Annotated in this window: 18 protein-coding genes; 10 read left to right on the forward strand and 8 right to left on the reverse strand. The window is 42.2% G+C overall.

The features are described from left to right. The first annotated feature begins 271 nt into the window (after positions 1-271). From V7K97_RS26325 to V7K97_RS26340, 4 genes are all read left to right on the forward strand, one after another. Positions 272-601: a hypothetical protein gene (locus V7K97_RS26325; RefSeq protein WP_334803924.1), complete on the forward strand. Its 330-nt coding sequence runs from the start codon at positions 272-274 to the stop codon at positions 599-601. A gap of 303 nt (positions 602-904) precedes the next feature. Next, positions 905-1591 carry a prolyl oligopeptidase family serine peptidase gene (locus tag V7K97_RS26330; RefSeq protein WP_334803925.1) on the forward strand — a complete coding sequence of 229 codons (687 nt, stop codon included), beginning with the start codon at positions 905-907 and terminating at the stop codon, positions 1589-1591. 1166 nt (positions 1592-2757) lie between these two features. Continuing rightward, positions 2758-4104, forward strand: a complete 1347-nt coding sequence (locus V7K97_RS26335; RefSeq protein ID WP_334803954.1) for a GTP-binding protein — start codon at positions 2758-2760, stop codon at positions 4102-4104. Positions 4105-4302: 198 nt separating this feature from the next. Further along, the gene (locus V7K97_RS26340; protein ID WP_334803926.1) at positions 4303-4563 is read left to right on the forward strand and encodes a Calvin cycle protein CP12; all 261 of its coding nucleotides are present in this window, start codon (positions 4303-4305) and stop codon (positions 4561-4563) included. Here V7K97_RS26340 and V7K97_RS26345 read toward each other — a convergent pair. Continuing rightward, the gene (locus tag V7K97_RS26345) at positions 4560-5378 is read right to left on the reverse strand and encodes a TlyA family RNA methyltransferase (RefSeq protein WP_334803927.1); all 819 of its coding nucleotides are present in this window, start codon (positions 5376-5378) and stop codon (positions 4560-4562) included. The genes V7K97_RS26340 and V7K97_RS26345 overlap by 4 nt on opposite strands. After that, positions 5379-5813: a DUF29 family protein gene (locus V7K97_RS26350; RefSeq protein WP_334803955.1), complete on the reverse strand. Its 435-nt coding sequence runs from the start codon at positions 5811-5813 to the stop codon at positions 5379-5381. It lies immediately after the preceding gene. A gap of 580 nt (positions 5814-6393) precedes the next feature. Between V7K97_RS26350 and V7K97_RS26355 the strand changes: the two genes are divergently transcribed. After that, a complete protein-coding gene (locus V7K97_RS26355) occupies positions 6394-6816 on the forward strand; it encodes a hypothetical protein (RefSeq protein WP_334803928.1) in 423 nt (140 codons plus the stop codon). A 227-nt stretch (positions 6817-7043) separates the two neighbouring features. Here the strand turns inward: V7K97_RS26355 and V7K97_RS26360 are convergent, their stop codons facing one another. Continuing rightward, positions 7044-7379 (reverse strand): XisI protein, encoded by a 336-nt coding sequence (locus tag V7K97_RS26360; RefSeq protein WP_334803929.1) that lies wholly within the window; start codon positions 7377-7379, stop codon positions 7044-7046. Between the two features lie 334 nt (positions 7380-7713). After that, positions 7714-8223, reverse strand: coding sequence for an allophycocyanin subunit beta (apcB, locus tag V7K97_RS26365; RefSeq protein ID WP_334803930.1), 510 nt, complete (start codon positions 8221-8223; stop codon positions 7714-7716). A 359-nt stretch (positions 8224-8582) separates the two neighbouring features. Between apcB and glnA the strand changes: the two genes are divergently transcribed. Further along, complete coding sequence (glnA, locus tag V7K97_RS26370) at positions 8583-10004, forward strand: type I glutamate--ammonia ligase (RefSeq protein ID WP_334803931.1); 1422 nt, start codon at positions 8583-8585, stop codon at positions 10002-10004. Between the two features lie 114 nt (positions 10005-10118). Here the strand turns inward: glnA and V7K97_RS26375 are convergent, their stop codons facing one another. Further along, complete coding sequence (locus tag V7K97_RS26375) at positions 10119-10319, reverse strand: hypothetical protein (RefSeq protein ID WP_334803932.1); 201 nt, start codon at positions 10317-10319, stop codon at positions 10119-10121. Positions 10320-10571: 252 nt separating this feature from the next. Here V7K97_RS26375 and V7K97_RS26380 point away from each other — a divergent pair, with 252 nt between their 5' ends. Further along, entirely contained in the window at positions 10572-11471 is a 900-nt protein-coding gene (locus V7K97_RS26380; RefSeq protein ID WP_334803933.1) for a ferritin-like domain-containing protein, read from the forward strand. Positions 11472-11849: 378 nt separating this feature from the next. Here the strand turns inward: V7K97_RS26380 and V7K97_RS26385 are convergent, their stop codons facing one another. The 3 genes from V7K97_RS26385 to V7K97_RS26395 all read right to left on the reverse strand — a co-directional run bounded on the left by V7K97_RS26385 (position 11850) and on the right by V7K97_RS26395 (position 14286). Next, positions 11850-12125 carry a hypothetical protein gene (locus tag V7K97_RS26385; protein WP_334803934.1) on the reverse strand — a complete coding sequence of 92 codons (276 nt, stop codon included), beginning with the start codon at positions 12123-12125 and terminating at the stop codon, positions 11850-11852. Positions 12126-12184: 59 nt separating this feature from the next. After that, positions 12185-12409, reverse strand: coding sequence for a heterocyst-inhibiting protein PatX (patX, locus tag V7K97_RS26390; protein WP_334803935.1), 225 nt, complete (start codon positions 12407-12409; stop codon positions 12185-12187). 107 nt (positions 12410-12516) lie between these two features. Next, positions 12517-14286: an FAD-dependent oxidoreductase gene (locus V7K97_RS26395; protein WP_334803936.1), complete on the reverse strand. Its 1770-nt coding sequence runs from the start codon at positions 14284-14286 to the stop codon at positions 12517-12519. Positions 14287-14804: 518 nt separating this feature from the next. Here V7K97_RS26395 and V7K97_RS26400 point away from each other — a divergent pair. The 3 genes from V7K97_RS26400 to V7K97_RS26410 all read left to right on the forward strand — a co-directional run bounded on the left by V7K97_RS26400 (position 14805) and on the right by V7K97_RS26410 (position 16938). Beyond that, on the forward strand, positions 14805-15260 hold the full coding sequence (locus tag V7K97_RS26400) for a helix-turn-helix domain-containing protein (protein WP_334803937.1): 456 nt from the start codon (positions 14805-14807) through the stop codon (positions 15258-15260). 65 nt (positions 15261-15325) lie between these two features. Continuing rightward, positions 15326-15832, forward strand: a complete 507-nt coding sequence (locus tag V7K97_RS26405) for a PIN domain-containing protein (RefSeq protein WP_442936897.1) — start codon at positions 15326-15328, stop codon at positions 15830-15832. 59 nt (positions 15833-15891) lie between these two features. Further along, positions 15892-16938 carry a zinc-dependent dehydrogenase gene (locus V7K97_RS26410; protein ID WP_334803939.1) on the forward strand — a complete coding sequence of 349 codons (1047 nt, stop codon included), beginning with the start codon at positions 15892-15894 and terminating at the stop codon, positions 16936-16938. Positions 16939-17090: the final 152 nt, after the last annotated feature.

The following is a 17090-nucleotide window of genomic DNA, read 5'->3' on the forward strand; positions in this document are numbered from 1 at the left end:
CCCGACAACTTTTACGAAGTCGGGGATCTGAGTCTCTCGATTTTCACAACTCATTTAGGATTGCTTTAGTGGGTTAATTTTCATAAAGGTTGCTTTTTTTAATTCTTTCTAGAGTAAGAGGTTATTTATAAACCTCGGAGCTAAAATATAATCCCAGATATTTTTCTCAGAAAATCTATCCTCAAACTCTCTCCAGAGAAAGAACTCTTTATGCCTTTGATTTTTTAAGCTGTTTTTAGTCAAGTCACATTTTTTAATACCGGAAACAGCCATGAGTAATAATCAAGAAAATCAAATTCATCAACCAGTCAGCGAAGATCGGGATTCTCGTGACGAGCCAAATGTGAAAGAAAGAAACTTAACCGCAAATCCAGGAGATAGAATTTCTGATGAGCCTCAATCAGTTGAAGAGAAGGCTAAACAGACAGCTATTGATGACGTACCAGATATTACAGGCGACAGAATCACAGTCCCGACTTACTTTGTTGTAGATGAACCCAATGGTGAAAAGAAGGCACTCCACCACGTTAAAGATGCTGAAGAGATTTCCGATGTAATTCGGCAAGCACGAGTTGACGAAAATGGAAATCGAATTTGGTAATACTTCTTTAGGCAAAACTACACGCGGTAGGGGCAATTCATGAATTGCCCCTACCGCATTGTCTATTTACCTGGAAATAGCTGTAATTAAGCTAATCGGTATTAAATTTGCATAATTAGGGCGCTCATGTTGCCCACCTCACAAGACTTATTTTTAATTCAGTTATGCAAATTAGATGTTTTTTAGCCTATGATATTTTGCAGAGTTGATTTCACATAATCCCTGTGGCAAGGTTGTATATCAAGTGGCGATCGTCATGGGAGCATAGATACTAATTAATATCGGCTATTATTAACAATAGTTATGAATAATATACCGTCAACACAACAGCAAGTTACTTCCAACGACACCTACAACTACCTGCTATTCTTGCCCGATGGGTTACGCCCGACTGGAAGCGATGTCTACGACGGGCTACGCCTACGCAACAAAACACAACAGCCACTTTTACCAACAATCCTATATTTACACGGTTCGGGTGAGCGAGGTTCTAACTTAGATAACGTGAAAAAGCACGGCGTTGCTCAGATTGTAGAGAAGCAACCGGATTTTCCCTTTATTGTCATTTCTCCCCAATGTCCGCGCGGTGCAGATTGGAATGTAGAGCGATTGAACTACCTTCTAGATCAGGTTATCTCATCCTATCCGGTTGATCCAGATCGGGTTTACCTGACTGGCTTAAGCATGGGTGGTTACGGAACATGGCATTTAGCAGCAGCACAGCCCCAAAGATTTGCAGCGATCGCGCCCATTTGCGGTGGTGGCAACCCAGAAGTAGCACATCAGTTCAAAAACCTTCCCGTGTGGGTATTTCACGGCGCAAAGGATCGTATGGTTGCCTTAAGCGAGTCGGAAATAATGGTTTCTGCACTCAAAGCCCACAACGGAAATGTAAAATTTACAGTTTACCCAGAAGCCGAGCACGACTCGTGGACGCAGACATATAATAATCCAGAGTTGTATGAGTGGTTTTTACAGCATCGCCGGTAGCAGGCTGTAGGTTAAATTTGTCTTCCGACTCCACCCATACTCGATAGTCTGTTATTGTCAGAAAATTCACCCCCCGCCTAATGCTATCCCCCCTTAGCAAGCTACGGTGTACACACATCTTTGTACAAAACCAAAACCGTTGGAGATCCCCCTAAATCCCCCGATAAATTGGGGGACTTTGAGAAGTTTTTGAGATCCCCCTAAATCCCCCTTAAAAAGGAAGATTTGGAGAAGTTTTTGAGATCCCCCTAAATCCCCCTTAAAAAGGGGGGGTTGGGGGGATCAAAAGGCTGTGGGGCAACTCTCCAAGACTTGTGTGTACATCATAGTTAGTAAGGGGAGGGTGCGCGATAGCGCAGGTGGGGTATTAAGTTGAAATCTCCTGTATCAGTATTTTTGCTGCATCAATGGCGAAAAGTTGTAAGTTAAATTTGCGAGAATTTACGCAATAACGATCGCCACAACTTCAACATATTTTCATTAAAAATATTTTTTAGCGCCCAAAGATTAAAACTTCTAAGAAGTAGCTACTTGCACATTTGACATCAGAGTATATCGCTTCAATAATGTTATTACGTAAAAATTCGTACTCATATAGGACTCCTATTTGATTATTGCTAAATATACTGAGAGCCAAAACCTGATCTGGTTAGCTCTCAGTCAGCTTGGCTTTGACAAATCAAATGGTATTGCTATATTAACTGACATTAATAGGGTTGCATTATGCTTTTATCGAATTCAAAAACCAGTTCAAAAACTCGCCAAAAAAATAATAAAAAAGGCACATTTTTTTGGAAAAATAGTAACATTCTGCTACTCGGAGGATATTTAATCACCTTCACAATTTGTACAGTGATAATTTTATGTTTTTTATTGACCTTACTCACTGCTAGCTTATTCGCTTCCATTGGAAACTCGTACCACTCTACATCGATTCCTTGGATAAATGATGCATCTGAATGTGAACATACTGGCAGAAATTGGAGCGATCGCAAGTGTTGGGATGATAGACACAATCCTCTGTTCTGAATGGAGATTGCACTCAGAGGGTATGCAAACAATTAGAACAATTGCCTAGGAAAGACAAAACAGGTTAACAGTCCGGGAATTAGATCAAAATGGATATGTAGCCTGTTTTTTGTCCAACCTTGAATCAACCTAACTTTGTGCGAAATCTGCAAGAAACTCATTTAAATCGTGCCCGCGCCAGTCTCAGACAAGCGCTGTCTTGGTATGGATATCTCCGCAAATCAGGACAGCTTTCATCTAACCCAGAATTGCTAGGTTTGATGAAACCAGAATTGGAAGCTTTGAACGCCACACTCAACAAGCTGGATTCTAACGTCATTAGAATTGCCGCTTTTGGTTTGGTGAGTCGGGGAAAGTCAGCAGTTTTAAATGCCTTACTGGGAGAGAAAATTCTGCAAACTGGACCACTAAACGGTGTCACCCAATGGCCTCGTTCCGTGCGGTGGCAGCCCGGTGGTAAGGTATTAGTAGAGTTAATTGATACTCCCGGATTAGACGAAATTGAGGGTGAGTCACGGGCAGATATGGCGCGAGAAGTGGTACATCAGGCTGATTTAATTTTGTTTGTTGTGTCTGGTGATATCACGCGCACTGAGTATCAAGCACTGCTGGAATTAAGGCGATCGCAAAAACCCCTGATTTTGGTATTTAACAAAATAGATTTATACCCAGATACAGATCAGGGAGCGATTTACCAAAATTTGCAACAACTGGGTGCTGGTAATCCCCAAGCGAAACCTCTACTACCTGATGAAATTGTCATGGTGGCGGCGGAACCAGCAGCAATGGAAGTGCGGGTTGAGTGGCCTGATGGGCGTGTCAGTTATGAATGGGAGACACCACCACCGCAAGTAGACGAACTCAAAGAGACAATTCTGAATATTCTGAATCGGGAAGGGCGATCGCTTTTAGCTTTAAATGCACTCATCCAAGCACGGGATGCAGAAGCCGCCATCGCTCAAAAAACTATCGACTTACGCGAAAAAGAAGCCGAAGAGATCATTTGGCAATTTACCAAATACAAAGCTTTGGCAGTCATGCTCAATCCCATTGCTTTTTTAGATATCCTTGGCGGAACTGTTGCCGATTTAGCTTTAATTCGCGCTCTTGCTAGATTGTATGGTTTGCCGATGACTAGCTATGAAGCCGGGAAAATTTTAAAAACGATTTTATTTAGTTCTGGTGGCTTGCTACTGGGAGAATTAGGTAGTAGTTTCCTTCTCGGTTTGGGTAAAAGTACTGCTGCACTAACCAGTGGTGACAATCCCAGCAATATTACTGCCTTTGCTGGCAGTGCGATCGCTCAAGCTGGTATTGCCGGTTATGGCGCATATTCCGTTGGCAAAGCCGCTCAGGTGTATCTCGAAAAAGGCTGCACCTGGGGACAGTTGGGCGCTAGCAGCGTCATTCAAGAAATTCTCTCTCAAGTTGACCAAAATACAATTCTGTATCGGTTACGACAAGAGTTAGGCATAAAATATTGAGAATCAATAAGATTTGTTTCCCTATTGTTACCATTTATCAGTCTTTATCAACTTCTATCAAGCTCTTCTGACAATTGACTGACATTCCCAATTTGGGATGCAAGATTGAGGGTACAGGTTACAGGGAAGAGGTGATAGGAAATAAAACTATCCTCCATCCCCTAATATCTCTCTGTGTAAATTAAAGGTGACAATATCATGACAACTACCCTAAACTCATTTGAAACTGCTGGGGCGGCAAATCTTGAAGAAGCCATTATTGAAGCCATTGCTGAAGCGCGTACAACTTGTGAGCTAGATGGCAGTAATTCTGCTGGTTGTGCCGTAGCCTGGGACATTGTGGAAGAACTACAAGCTGAAAAAGCCGATCAACAGCAAGCAAAATTAAAGAAAACTTCTTTGGAAAATTACTGCGATCGCCATCCAGCTTCCGTAGAATGTCTAATCTACGACGTTTAACTCTTACGTAAATCAGTTGTTGCTGATTGCGCGATCTGCTTAATTGCCTCTAAATCAGTTGGTGGTGTTTCACTTTCCATTGCCAACCACAAAAGATATTCAATATTCCCAGCCGGGCCAGTGATCGGCGACCAAGTTAAGCCTTTGTATTTCCATCCTAATTCGTGGGCTACTTGCAACACCTGGAAAATGGCATCAGCTTGGTCGTTTGGATCGCGCACAACACCTTTTTTACCCACACGGGATCTGCCGACTTCAAACTGTGGCTTGACTAACAACACAGCTTCTCGGTTAGCTTGAGTTAGTTGCCACAAAGCAGGTAAAATTTTCGTTAAAGAAATAAACGATACATCCACCACCGCCAAATCAGGAATCGGGTCATTTTCGCCATACAACTCATCTGGTCGTAGTTGGCGTAAATTGGTGCGTTCCCGCAAAATCACCCGCGAATCATTTCGCAACCGCCAGTCAACTTGTCCGTAACCGACATCAATTCCGTAAACTTTTGTTGCTCCAGCTTGTAAAAGACAATCAGTAAAACCACCAGTAGAAATCCCACCATCTAAACAAATGCGCTCTACTACAGGAATGGCAAATACTGACAAAGCTTTGGAGAGTTTTTCACCGCCTCTAGAAACAAAAGGCGATCGCACCTTAATATTTATTTGAGCAGTAATATCAACTTCTGTACCAGGTTTATCAACTAGCTGCTGATTAACAGTAACTTCCCCCGCCTGAATTAACCTCTGTGCTAAGGTGCGAGAAGCACATAAATTTAACTCTACTAATAGTGTATCGAGTCGCTGTTTCGCCAATTAATTAGACTCTCCTGATAAAATTAAAGTCAAAGCACGATTAATAATTTCTTCGCGGTTAACAACTTTTTCTAACTCTTCTGGTTCATAACGACCTTCTTCTACTTCTAAGGAAGCCTCATCAATAGCATTTAGATAGGCTTCTGCTAAGATTTCTAACAATTCTTCTGGCGTGAGATAATAACCTCCAGCTTTGCGCCGCTTATTTTCTCGTTGAATTTCCCGAACCGAATTCCGAATAGAGACTTCCCAAGAGCGAGTCGTGCGATTTTCAGCTTGTTGTTTAATCAGATGCAACAGCAAAATCACTGCATAGCTACGAATCGTTTTGATTATGTCATTTCGGCTCATTTCTGTTAATTCTTCAACTATAATCAATGCTCCTTGAACATCGCCCTTAACAAGCAAGTCTTTCAGAGTGAATAATTCTTCCATAATCAACGCATCAAACATCCGCAACTTCTATTGTGGCTTATGGCGGTTGTAGTTTACTCGTAGTTTTTCCTAGCAGTAATTCATGAATTACCGCTACTGACAAAGTATTTAGCGTAGCCAAAGAAGATAAGAGACTGCCGCAACCTCAAAACGTCCTCAACAAGATATAGGAATCATATTTGATTTCTGAAAAAATCTCGGTAGTCTTGTAATGGACTGTCATGGCTAAAATGTGGCAAAAAAATTGTAGGTTGGGTGGAGGCTTTGCCAAAGCCAACTCCAACATCCTGATAGATGTTGGGTTGCGCTCCGCTCCACCCAACAAAAGTCTAATGCACTATTTTGCGTAGACAGTCCACTACGTGCATTTCAAAAATCAAATACTAGTCCTATATGCCTTCTCTTAATAAGCCGAGATTTTCATTTTGGACATTTAAGCATAATTACAGTTGAATAGTTTGAAGTTTCGATCTACAAAATTGTATAGACACTCACAATTCAGGGAAAAACACTCAACTTTTCCGTAAACAAACCTCTGAGACGAGTAGTTATTACAGATACTAAAAACTTCAACTTTATTATGAAACATCTCTTAATCGCTAGTTTATCAACCCTACTTTTTACTGCCGGAGCTTATGTTTTACCAGCTCCCTCAATGGCACAGTTTGCAAATGTCAAACAGCATTTGAATTCTCTGACTACAAGCCGTGTAGCTTTTGCTAGAGGAAAAAGTAGTACCACAATTGAAAATGCCGAAAATAACATCTATATATTAAGAGCTAAAGCTGGACAAACATTGACTTTAAAAGTTAATAGTTTAGGCGCTCGTGCCAGTGTTACTCTCTATGGTGTTAATGGTAAACCTTTAAGTCCAGTTTTCGCCGGTGCTAACGGTGAAGGTAAGAGTTTTCGCCTGCGTCTTTCTAACACAGGTGATTACTATATTGTAGGCGGCTCTGGGCCGAGTAATCATTTATACAATTTCACAATTTCTATTAAATAACAACATTACGGCAAAAGCTTTTGGGGATAGAAGAGTGCAGATCGTCAGTAATTAAAACTATTTGCCTCTTTTATTCTTTGGGAATGCACGACGTCAAGGGACTTCCAAATAAAAAAATGTCCTAAAAACTGACCCAAAAGCCTCTCTATTTCTCCTCTCTCTGTGTTCTCTGTGTCTCTGTGGTTCGTTTCTTTGGATAATTTATTTCTTGGAAGTCCCCAAGATAATTAAGATACAGCAAAATCCGTGTATTGCCGTAGTTCAACGGGATGGAAACCCAAAACAATATCTTCGCGCAAGATACCTGCTTCTAATAATGCCTCTGCTACTGGCTGGGAAGTACCATCATATTGAATCCACACTTTATCACCAATAATATCTATATGCACCACCGAACCATGTACGCGGCGCACTCCATCCCAACCGACGTGTAACACTTCGTAATGATCTCGTTCCGAGTCAATGACGGTTTCTGTCTCTATTTGACCGTTAGCAGGCTTATGAGTAGCATAGTCAAATATCAACTGACGAATAATTTCACGATATCGAGCTAGCTTATCCATCTGATAATCCTCTCTAGTTGCTCGTCAAAGACAATTAGGTTTATTCCTATGCTATTAAGAATTAGCTTGTCCAACCATCTGCTGTAAGTGCTTTAATGACTGCGGCGTGGTAGATGTCTCTGGCTGGCATTAGTCGAAAGATAGCTCCAAAAACACAGCTTTAATCTAGCAAAAGTATTTTACAGAGGCGCGATATTGCCCTTTGGCGGCGAAAATTTGAATAAAGCCCTTCTCAACGCCTGGTAGATTTGATAAAAAAGCGATCGCTCTATAAAACCAAAGTGCGATCGCTATTTATAATTGTTGTGGGGCAGACACCTTGCCCACCTAAAATCTAAATATCCTGTTCGCTCAACTCGCGTGTGATGTGATCAAATGGTTCATCCACAAAAGCAGTATTAACCACACCTGCGGCTGCTACTTGTTCCTTAATCAGATCCTTAAGAATTTGGATACCGCGAACCGTAGGCCCAATAGGCACTCCTAGAGAATTATAAGTTTCCCGCAGCCCTTGCAGCACACGCTCATCCAATACATTTGTATTTCCAGCAACTAGTGCATAGGTGGCGTAGCGCAGGTAGTAGTCCATATCCCGCAGACAAGCCGCATAACGACGAGTCGTATAAGAATTTCCACCCGGACGAATCAATTCTGGCAGTTCTTCATATAACTTCAAAGCAGCCTGCTTGACAAGTGCCGCCGCATTAGAATTTATCGCCGCCGCCGCTTGGACTCTTGCTGTACCACTGTCAAAGTAAGACTTCAGACTATCGATTGCATTCCGGTCAAAATACCGACCAGCTAAGTCATAATTCTTAATTAAACTTGTTACCGCATCGCGCATTCCTTTTTCTCCCAATCCTTGCTATTTATGGTTTGATATTTATTTGGCTGCACTTATGCACCAGTAAACTTTTGTGCTATTTAAAATAGATTTGGCACAAAAACAATTTATCCGCTATTTAAGGATTTTATGCCAAAGTTGACCCCTGATGTGATGAACTTTCCAGTTTTGTACAGATGAGCGCCGAAAGGTTAATATAACCTGATAATCCAGATATCTGTAACACAGACTACAAAATCCCCTAATGTCTAGTATTTAAGATATTTCTGGTGTGTCACGGCTTGATTGAGATCAGCAGGGTTAGGATGCTTTGGAAGATTCTGGTATTACTTTAGGAAATTGGTAGAGAAGGAGTAACAATGACAACACCGCAAGAAGTCTTGAAGAGAATTCAAGATGAGAAAATTCAGCTGATTGATCTCAAATTCATTGATACAGTAGGGACTTGGCAGCACCTCACACTGTTCCAAGACCAAATCGATGAGACTGCATTCACTGATGGCGTACCTTTTGACGGTTCCAGCATCCGGGGTTGGAAAGCGATCAACGAATCGGACATGACGATGGTACTCGACCCCAACACTGCTTGGATCGACCCATTCATGGAAGTCCCAACGCTAAGTATAATTTGTAGCATCAAAGAACCCCGCACAGGCGAATGGTACAACCGTTGTCCACGCGTTATTGCTCAAAAAGCAGTAGATTACCTGGTTTCCACTGGTCTTGGTGATACAGTCTTCTTTGGCCCTGAAGCTGAGTTCTTCATCTTTGACAGTGCTAGGTTTGCCCAAACCGCCAACGAAGGCTACTACTTCTTAGACTCTGAAGAAGGTGCTTGGAATTCCGGTAAATTTGAAAAAGGAAAACCCAACTTAGGTTACAAACCACGCTTCAAAGAAGGTTACTTCCCAGTCGCACCGACGGATTCTTTTCAAGATATCCGTACAGAAATGCTGTTGACGATGGCAAAATTAGGTGTACCCATTGAAAAGCATCACCACGAAGTTGCTACTGGTGGTCAGTGCGAACTAGGTTTCAAGTTTGGGAAGTTGATCGAAGCGGCTGACTGGTTGATGATTTACAAATATGTCATCAAGAACGTTGCCAAAAAACACGGCAAAACCGTCACCTTCATGCCAAAACCAATTTTTGGCGATAACGGTTCGGGAATGCACTGTCACCAGTCCATTTGGAAAGGTGGACAACCTCTGTTCGCAGGTGATAAGTATGCTGGTTTGAGCGAAATGGCCTTGTACTACATTGGTGGTCTTCTCAAACACGCACCAGCGCTATTGGCAATTACCAATCCCAGCACCAACTCATACAAGCGCCTAGTGCCTGGTTATGAAGCACCTGTTAACTTGGCTTACTCCCAAGGAAACCGTTCTGCTTCTATCCGTATTCCTCTATCTGGCACTAACCCCAAAGCCAAGCGTTTAGAATTCCGTTGTCCAGATGCTACTTCTAACCCCTACTTGGCATTTGCTGCAATGCTTTGTGCTGGTATCGATGGCATCAAGAACAAAATCCATCCTGGTGAACCCTTAGATAAGAATATCTATGAACTCTCCCCAGAAGAACTGGCTAAGGTTCCTTCAACTCCAGGTTCTTTAGAATTGGCGTTGCAAGCATTGGAAAAAGATCACGCCTTCTTGACAGAATCAGGCGTTTTCACCGAAGACTTTATCGGAAATTGGATTGATTACAAGCTAGGCAACGAAGTCAAGCAGTTGCAGCTACGTCCTCATCCCTACGAGTTTTACCTCTACTACGATGCTTAATTAAGTACCGTATCTAACTAAGTTGATAAGTTTGGCCACCCTAAAGTAGAGGGTGGCTTTTTTTCCAGAGTTGGTAGTTGAGACATTCACTCAGAAAATTAAAATTATTAAAACTTAGCTCATGGAAGCGTGACTTGGCCCATAAATCATCCGAGCGCTAGCATCTACCTTCCCTTGAATCGGATTCCAGTAGTGGGATGCTTCTTCAGGAAGACCAAGTTCTTGTGCAGCCCTCATCAATATTGATTGTTGGCGATTCTTGACTTGCTGATGTTCACGCACCATTAATGCACGAGATTTATCTGCGATAGACATAACTATAGCCCTCTCTACCTTGGTGAATATCTAATTTTTCTTTTCTCACAAGACTAATATAACAAAAATTCTGTAGCATAAGATACTTTTTTAAAACTTAATGTTTGGTTTTGCTGACAATATGTTCAACTCAAGTGATTAATTTTTGTAATTTTTACTCTTTTTTCGGTGAAGCGGTACAAAGACAGCAGTTGCAAAAACTAAGTTACGATCAAATAAAGATTTACAAAGATTTACAAAATTACATAGGTTATGACAGTTACTTACCCACGTAAATTTCAGAATGTTTTAAGTGCCAGAGATGTATTGAAACAGGTGGTATGCGATCGCGAAATCCATCTAATTACCCTCAACCGCTACCGTTATAGTGAACAACACAGTTGCAAAGACCTGACTGAGTTAATTGAAAAACTGAATGGACAGCCACGGGAATTAGTGCGGGATTTGTCTCATCACATCTCAGATGAAGCTCGTCATGCCATGTGGCTAACTGACTTATTGGCAGAACTGGGAGCAGATATTGGTAAGCCGCCCGGTTCCTCCTACATCAATGAATTTGAACGCCTACTCGACCGCGAGCAACAAGATCCAGTCCAGTACCTTGATGATTTTGTGATTTCTTCCCTTGCTGCAATTAACGTCACCGAAAAACGGGGCTGTGAGTATTTCTCTGCTCACATTTATGCACTCAAGCAAGGAGCGCAAACCGCAGAAAACATCAAAATCCGGGAAACCATTGAAAAAATTCTCCCAGAAGAAGTGGGACACGTCCGGTGGGGTAATCGTTGGCTAGGAGAACTCGCGCGTCAGAGTCCAGAACATCAGCAAAAAGTAGAGCAAGCCAAGCGAAAATATACCGCAATTGAACAAGCGGCATTTGAATCAGGAATGGATATCACCTTGGGTGCAGAACTACGGCGAGTTGCCAACCTGGTGGAAGTGGCAAATACCATGCCGCTTTTGCAACGTCCCCAGTACCTCATGGAACGCTTACCCCAGACTTTGCTAGCGCCTGAGTTGCAATTTACGAGGATTCAGGCTGCACAAAAAGCTTGGCAGCAAGATCCACAGACCTTTATCGAGAAGTTTGTGCCAATGTTCCTCAACGGCATCCAGGGAAGAGAAAATAACCGTAAGAAAACAACGGTGTAAAAGGTATTGGGTATTGGGTATTGGGCACAAAAGGTAGAGATGCCCAGGGGAGAGGGGAAAAACTGACTGCAATTTCTCCCCTGCTCCCTACTCCCTTTAGTTAAATACTCTCGTCAGATTAAATTTGAAACCCTATTTTGACGTTAGTCCGCGCAGGCGGACTTTGCTTGTGTAGCCGCAAGCGATTTCTAATCGCCTGAATTATTCTCTCTCCAGAGTCATAGAAGAGCGCTAAACAGGTGTCGGAGCAAAGAGCAATTAATTGCTGAGGTAGATCATCAGCTACTCAATGTATGAGAAGAAAATCTATTGGGGAATAAAGTGAAGTTGCCTTAAGACTGTTTCCTCAACAAGCAAAATGTCTGAATTAGATGTGCTTTAGGTTAACTGATAGCCTAAGTAACATCCATTTCTAGAGGCGTTGAGGATTGAGACGCAAAGCTTTCTAGGAATATGAGCAACAGTTGTATAGCTTTTGAGGAGTTGGGAATGCTGTTGATCAAGACACTTAATTTGATTTGCGTTTTGATCGGTAGGATTGACACCAACTATATATACAAAGCTTGCAGTTGAAATACTAAGCGATCGCTGAAGATTTTCGTGTGTCAACTGTATATATCTCTGCCAGAAAAGCTGTGTAAAAGATGTTAGCACAACATCCTATTTTCTGGTAGTTCTGTTTCTTTAGGAAAAGAGGCACTACCCTACAGTAGTTAAACCACAGCATAGATATTTCGGAGTTTTTGTGTCACTTCTCTGCGCCCACTACCGCGATGACGTGGCGCATCATCTGGACTTTGTTCAGATGCCGCCAGCCACTGTTCTGAAGCAGGCGTGGAAGACAGTCCTGCTGATAATTGATTGACCATTGGTTGGCAGTTAGAAGCTAAGGGGCCGAACACCAGACTCGATATTAAAAGTGAAATGGCAGCACGCATAGCAAATGTCTATTTTGGAACTCTCCACTTCACTGATACTTAACTTTTTGATGAATATCCGGACAATTAATCAAAAAGTATTCTGCTTTACTGAAAATAAACTCTTTTTATCCTCCGTTTAAATGTTCGACTAATAACCAATTACCAGAGTGATTCTGACGACCCCACAATGTAACTAATTGTTCGTGGGGATAAGCGCGTAATTGCTCGTCGATATGCGATCGCAAAGTCACAAGCTGCCAATTTTGCCCAAGATATGCGGCTGGTGCTGTGACAGTGAATCTGTATTCTTGCTGTGACAAGTGGTGAAAAATGCCTTTGAAACAGTTACTTTTCCCAATTAATGCCTTGTCAAAAGCAGAGTTAGGGTAATCATTCCCGGATTGGCAAGGGCGATCGCCACTAACTGGATAGGCTTGTGGGTTATCTAAGTAATACAGTTGCCAGTGCCGCCAATCCGAATGATTGGGTGGAAGATTAAATAAAGGAATAATTAGCGCTTTTGAGCGATTATCTGCCAATAAAGCTGTTTGCAGCGCCCTCACAGGTAAATCTCTCGGCTGGCAGTTTAACTCAACACACATTGCTGCTGCCATCCCTGCTGCTTGACCAATGCCCATAACTACAGGTTGTAATCTTGTAGCGCCATTGGCAATGTGAGAGACAGAAATATTCTTTTCGCAGACCAAGAAACCATCTGTTGTGGCTGGAATTAGACAACTGTAGGGAATTGTAAAGGGAGTCCCCGTCCAACGTCCTCCCCAACGGATAGATTTAGGTTGCAGTGGGAATTGAACACCAGGATAATGATGATCGTTGGCGTAGTTACCAACTGCGATCGCATCATTAAATATAGATGCAACTCTACCTTTAGCGATCGGCAAAATATCCTGTTCGCGGACAGTAGTTAGCCCCACTAAGCGGCGGCTTTCCCGGTAATAGGGATGCAGTGCAAAAGCTGTAGGCGTGTGAGGAAATACTTTTTTTGCTAAACCATAGCGACGACCAAGCTGTTTTTGGATAAAATGGGCAAAATTTTGGCTGTGCCAGCGAGATTCTTGGATGAATGCACCTCTGGATACATCTGACTCTATCAACCGCTCTACTCCTTCGCCGTAGTCATTGCCACAGATTGGCCAATTCATCATAAATAGGCCACCAGGCAAACGTCCATAATTCAAAAATGTCTCTGCTCCATAGCCATCCCAAGCACCTGTAAACTGGGATGGATTATAGTTAGGTGCAGCCGGAATTTCTGGGGCAATGGCTTCACCAAAGTCCTGCATAATCACTACATAAGTGGGTGCTTGCACAGGATATCTCTGGGTTAAAGAGTTAAAACTCACTGGGGCGCTGGGTTCTCCCCACTCAGATTGCAATTCCCAACCCCAACGGTAAGGTATTTCAGCTAAAGCCAATAAATCTCCTAATTCTGTGCCATCGAGAATAATTTGGGCTGTGACAGCAAAATCAGCAAAGCGCACACCAGTAATCAAATCACCTTGACGGAACACTTCTATTGGCACTTGTCCAGAAATCCAATGCAGATTGGGCAATTCCTGCACCCAATCGGCAAAAATCTCTGCCCCAATTCGGGGATCGTAACTAAAAAAGCTTACCCAGCTATTATCTAATCCTCCGGGTTGTCGTTGTCGCAATTCGTGCAAAAACGCGCCCCATAACCCTGTTTGAAAGGCTTCTAATTCGTTACCATCGGGTGCAGATACTCCAGCCGAAGTTAGCATTCCTCCTAACCAAGGAAATTCACTCACCAAAATGGTTTTAGCTCCCCGTCCCGCCGCTTGAATAGCAGCTGCGGTGCCTCCGGTTCCACCACCGACAACTAAGACATCAGCCGTGTATGTCTGATTAACCATTGCTTCACCTCGCTGGAATCTACCCAGTTAGGCTACATCAGACAAGGTAGTTTTAATATCCGTTGCCAAAGAAAGGTATAAATAACTTCCTTTTTGGGCATCTCAACGTATAAAATACAGAAATGTTGAATACTGATAGAAAACTTTACATTGTTAGTTACACGAATGGCACTAAGAAAAGCCCAAAGACTTATGTAGCCTCGTTCCCAGCCTGGAGGCTGGGAATGTATTCTGAATGGGCTGCTGCCTCTCATCAAGAAAGAGGAGGCGGAGCCTCTCAGAGATGGTTCCCAGCCTCCAGGCTGGGAACCAGTTAGGGCAAAGCTTATAGCTTTTCTTAGTGCCATTCGTTAGTTACACTAAGTCTCCAAAGCCTAAATATATTTTGGGCTATTTTTATCGGATTTTTCTTAACATTCAACACTTCTGCCCTGGAATATAGACAGGTGTTTGACTTGTATTTCGTTTATTGCGTTTGTGTAATACAATTAAAATAAAATACCAAGCTAACCCTCTTTATGAATACCTTCCTATCTAACCAAAATCTGCCTACTGATTCCAGTATTCTTACAGAAGCCGAAACTGAAGCCATTAAGCAACTTGAACACATACTGAATAAGGAAAATAGTCAACTGAAACTAGTCGCAGCAAATGGCGAAGAAATGACTATTCCTGATTCTGTATTTCGTGTATTACGCCAAGTAGTGCAGGCAATGGGATCAGGTAAAAATGTATCTATAGTTACACATAATCCCGAACTGACAACACAACAAGCGGCTGATTTGTTGAATGTATCACGTCCCTATCTGATTAAATTATTAGAGCAGGATGAGCTTCCTTACATTATGGTAGGAACTCATAGACGGGTAAAATTTGAGGATTTAATCAAATATAAACAGCAAAGGGATACTAAACGTAGACAATTGCTAGATGAATTAATAGCCGAAAGCCAAGAGTTAGGATTTTATGAGTAGAGTTTTCTCATGATTTACTGAGTATTATGTATCTTGCTGTGCTGGATTCTTGTGTACTGTTTCCTATGTATTTACGAGATACCCTATTGTGTATGTCTGAGGCTGGGTTATATGTACCACATTGGTCGCAAGAAATACTTGATGGCGCAACTCGTAATCTAGTAAATACAGGTAGACTCACAACTACCCAAGCGATGAGACTGGAAGGGAGAATTAAAGAAGCCTTTCCCACAGCACTAAGCGTAGTTCCTGATAATATTGTTCAATTAATGACAAATCACCCTAGCGATCGCCATGTTCTGGCTGCTGCTGTGGTAGCTAAGGCTAATATAATTGTCACCTCAAACCTGAAGCATTTTCAAGATCAGGATTTAGCACCTTGGCAAGTCCAAGCCAAATCTCCAGATGAGTTTTTAACTGAATTATATAATCTCTATCCGCAACAAGTGATTGAGGTATTACAGCGACAGTCTCAAAGTCTCAAAAAGCCACCCATAAGTTTTTTTGAGCTTCTAGAATTACTCAGTAGAGAAGCACCAAGATTTACAAGCAATATTAAATCCCAAACTTAATAACCTAACCTGAACCACTAAATGTTACATCTAGTATCGTTAAGCGGGGAAAAACCAACGTGAAAGCACAGGTATTTAGAGGCGTTAATCAACTATCTTACGAAGATATCCCAGTTCCAACTCTGGAACCAGATGAAGTGCTGGTACAGGTGCGGGTTGTGGGGTTGTGTCAGTCAGATATAAAAAAAATTCGTTATCCACTTTATGAACCGCCGCGCATTTTTGGACATGAAACTGCCGGCACAATCGCAGCAATAGGCAATAATGTCAAAGGTTGGCAAGTTGGACAACGGGTAGCAGTGATGCACCATATCCCTTGTATGCGTTGCACCTACTGCCTAAATGATAATTTCTCCATGTGTAATGTTTACAAAAACATCTCCACTACCGCAGGCTTTAACGCCAGTGGTGGCGGTTTTGCCGATTATGTCAAGGTTCCTGGACATATTGTGGAAAACGGCGGGTTAATTCCCATCCCGGAAAATATCAGTTTTGAAGAAGCGAGTTTTGTCGAACCGACTAATTGCTGCTTGAAAGCTGTGAAAAAAGCTCAAATTGCTCCCGGACAAACTGTATTAGTTACTGGTGCTGGGCCAATTGGGTTAATGTTTATCATGTTGGTGAAGTATTTTGGAGCAAAAGCGATCGCTACCGATTTACTACCTTCTAGAATTGATAAAGCCTTGAGTGTCGGTGCAGAGGCGGCTTTTGATGCGCGTGATGCCGATTTACCCGCCAAAATCTCTGCCTTAACTGGTGGATTGGGTGTTGATGTTACCTTACTGGCTGTTCCTAGTGAGAAAGCCTTCTTTCAAGCACTTGATAGTACCCGCAAAGGTGGTAAAATCTTGTTTTTTGCGGAATTCCCTGATGAAGTGGAAATTCCCATCAACCCTAATATCCTCTACCGTCGGGAAATTGATTTGATCGGTAGTTATAGCTCATCTTATCGGCTTCAGAATCTATCAGCTGATATTGTATTTAATCAGAGGATTGATGTAAAAGCGTTGATTAGCGATCGCTATCCCTTAAAAGATTTATCAGCAGCAGTGGAGCAAGCGATCGCACCCACACCGGATACTTATAAAATCTTAATTTATCCGTAAAAGGAAATGAGGGTAATAAGGAAGCAATTTGTCTCCCTCATTTTCCTCATCTCCCAATACGGTTCGTTTAAGGCAAGAGACGCGATAAATCGCCGTCTCTACAATCTAGGGCGTGTCATCAAAAAACCTTATCCGAACCGTATTGTCTCATC

The organism is Nostoc sp., from assembly GCF_036917815.1.
Classification (GTDB): Bacteria; Cyanobacteriota; Cyanobacteriia; order Cyanobacteriales; family Nostocaceae; genus Nostoc.

Bases quoted from the DNA above. Each gene is read 5' to 3' on its own strand.
- V7K97_RS26325 (WP_334803924.1), top strand. From the start codon at position 272: ATGAGTAATAATCAAGAAAATCAAATTCATCAACCAGTCAGCGAAGAT.
- V7K97_RS26330 (WP_334803925.1), top strand. From the start codon at position 905: ATGAATAATATACCGTCAACACAACAGCAAGTTACTTCCAACGACACC.
- V7K97_RS26340 (WP_334803926.1), top strand. From the start codon at position 4,303: ATGACAACTACCCTAAACTCATTTGAAACTGCTGGGGCGGCAAATCTT.
- V7K97_RS26350 (WP_334803955.1), bottom strand. From the start codon at position 5,813: ATGGAAGAATTATTCACTCTGAAAGACTTGCTTGTTAAGGGCGATGTT.
- V7K97_RS26355 (WP_334803928.1), top strand. From the start codon at position 6,394: ATGAAACATCTCTTAATCGCTAGTTTATCAACCCTACTTTTTACTGCC.
- V7K97_RS26360 (WP_334803929.1), bottom strand. From the start codon at position 7,379: ATGGATAAGCTAGCTCGATATCGTGAAATTATTCGTCAGTTGATATTT.
- apcB (WP_334803930.1), bottom strand. From the start codon at position 8,223: ATGCGCGATGCGGTAACAAGTTTAATTAAGAATTATGACTTAGCTGGT.
- glnA (WP_334803931.1), top strand. From the start codon at position 8,583: ATGACAACACCGCAAGAAGTCTTGAAGAGAATTCAAGATGAGAAAATT.
- V7K97_RS26375 (WP_334803932.1), bottom strand. From the start codon at position 10,319: ATGTCTATCGCAGATAAATCTCGTGCATTAATGGTGCGTGAACATCAG.
- V7K97_RS26380 (WP_334803933.1), top strand. From the start codon at position 10,572: ATGACAGTTACTTACCCACGTAAATTTCAGAATGTTTTAAGTGCCAGA.
- patX (WP_334803935.1), bottom strand. From the start codon at position 12,409: ATGCGTGCTGCCATTTCACTTTTAATATCGAGTCTGGTGTTCGGCCCC.
- V7K97_RS26395 (WP_334803936.1), bottom strand. From the start codon at position 14,286: ATGGTTAATCAGACATACACGGCTGATGTCTTAGTTGTCGGTGGTGGA.
- V7K97_RS26400 (WP_334803937.1), top strand. From the start codon at position 14,805: ATGAATACCTTCCTATCTAACCAAAATCTGCCTACTGATTCCAGTATT.
- V7K97_RS26405 (WP_442936897.1), top strand. From the start codon at position 15,326: ATGTATTTACGAGATACCCTATTGTGTATGTCTGAGGCTGGGTTATAT.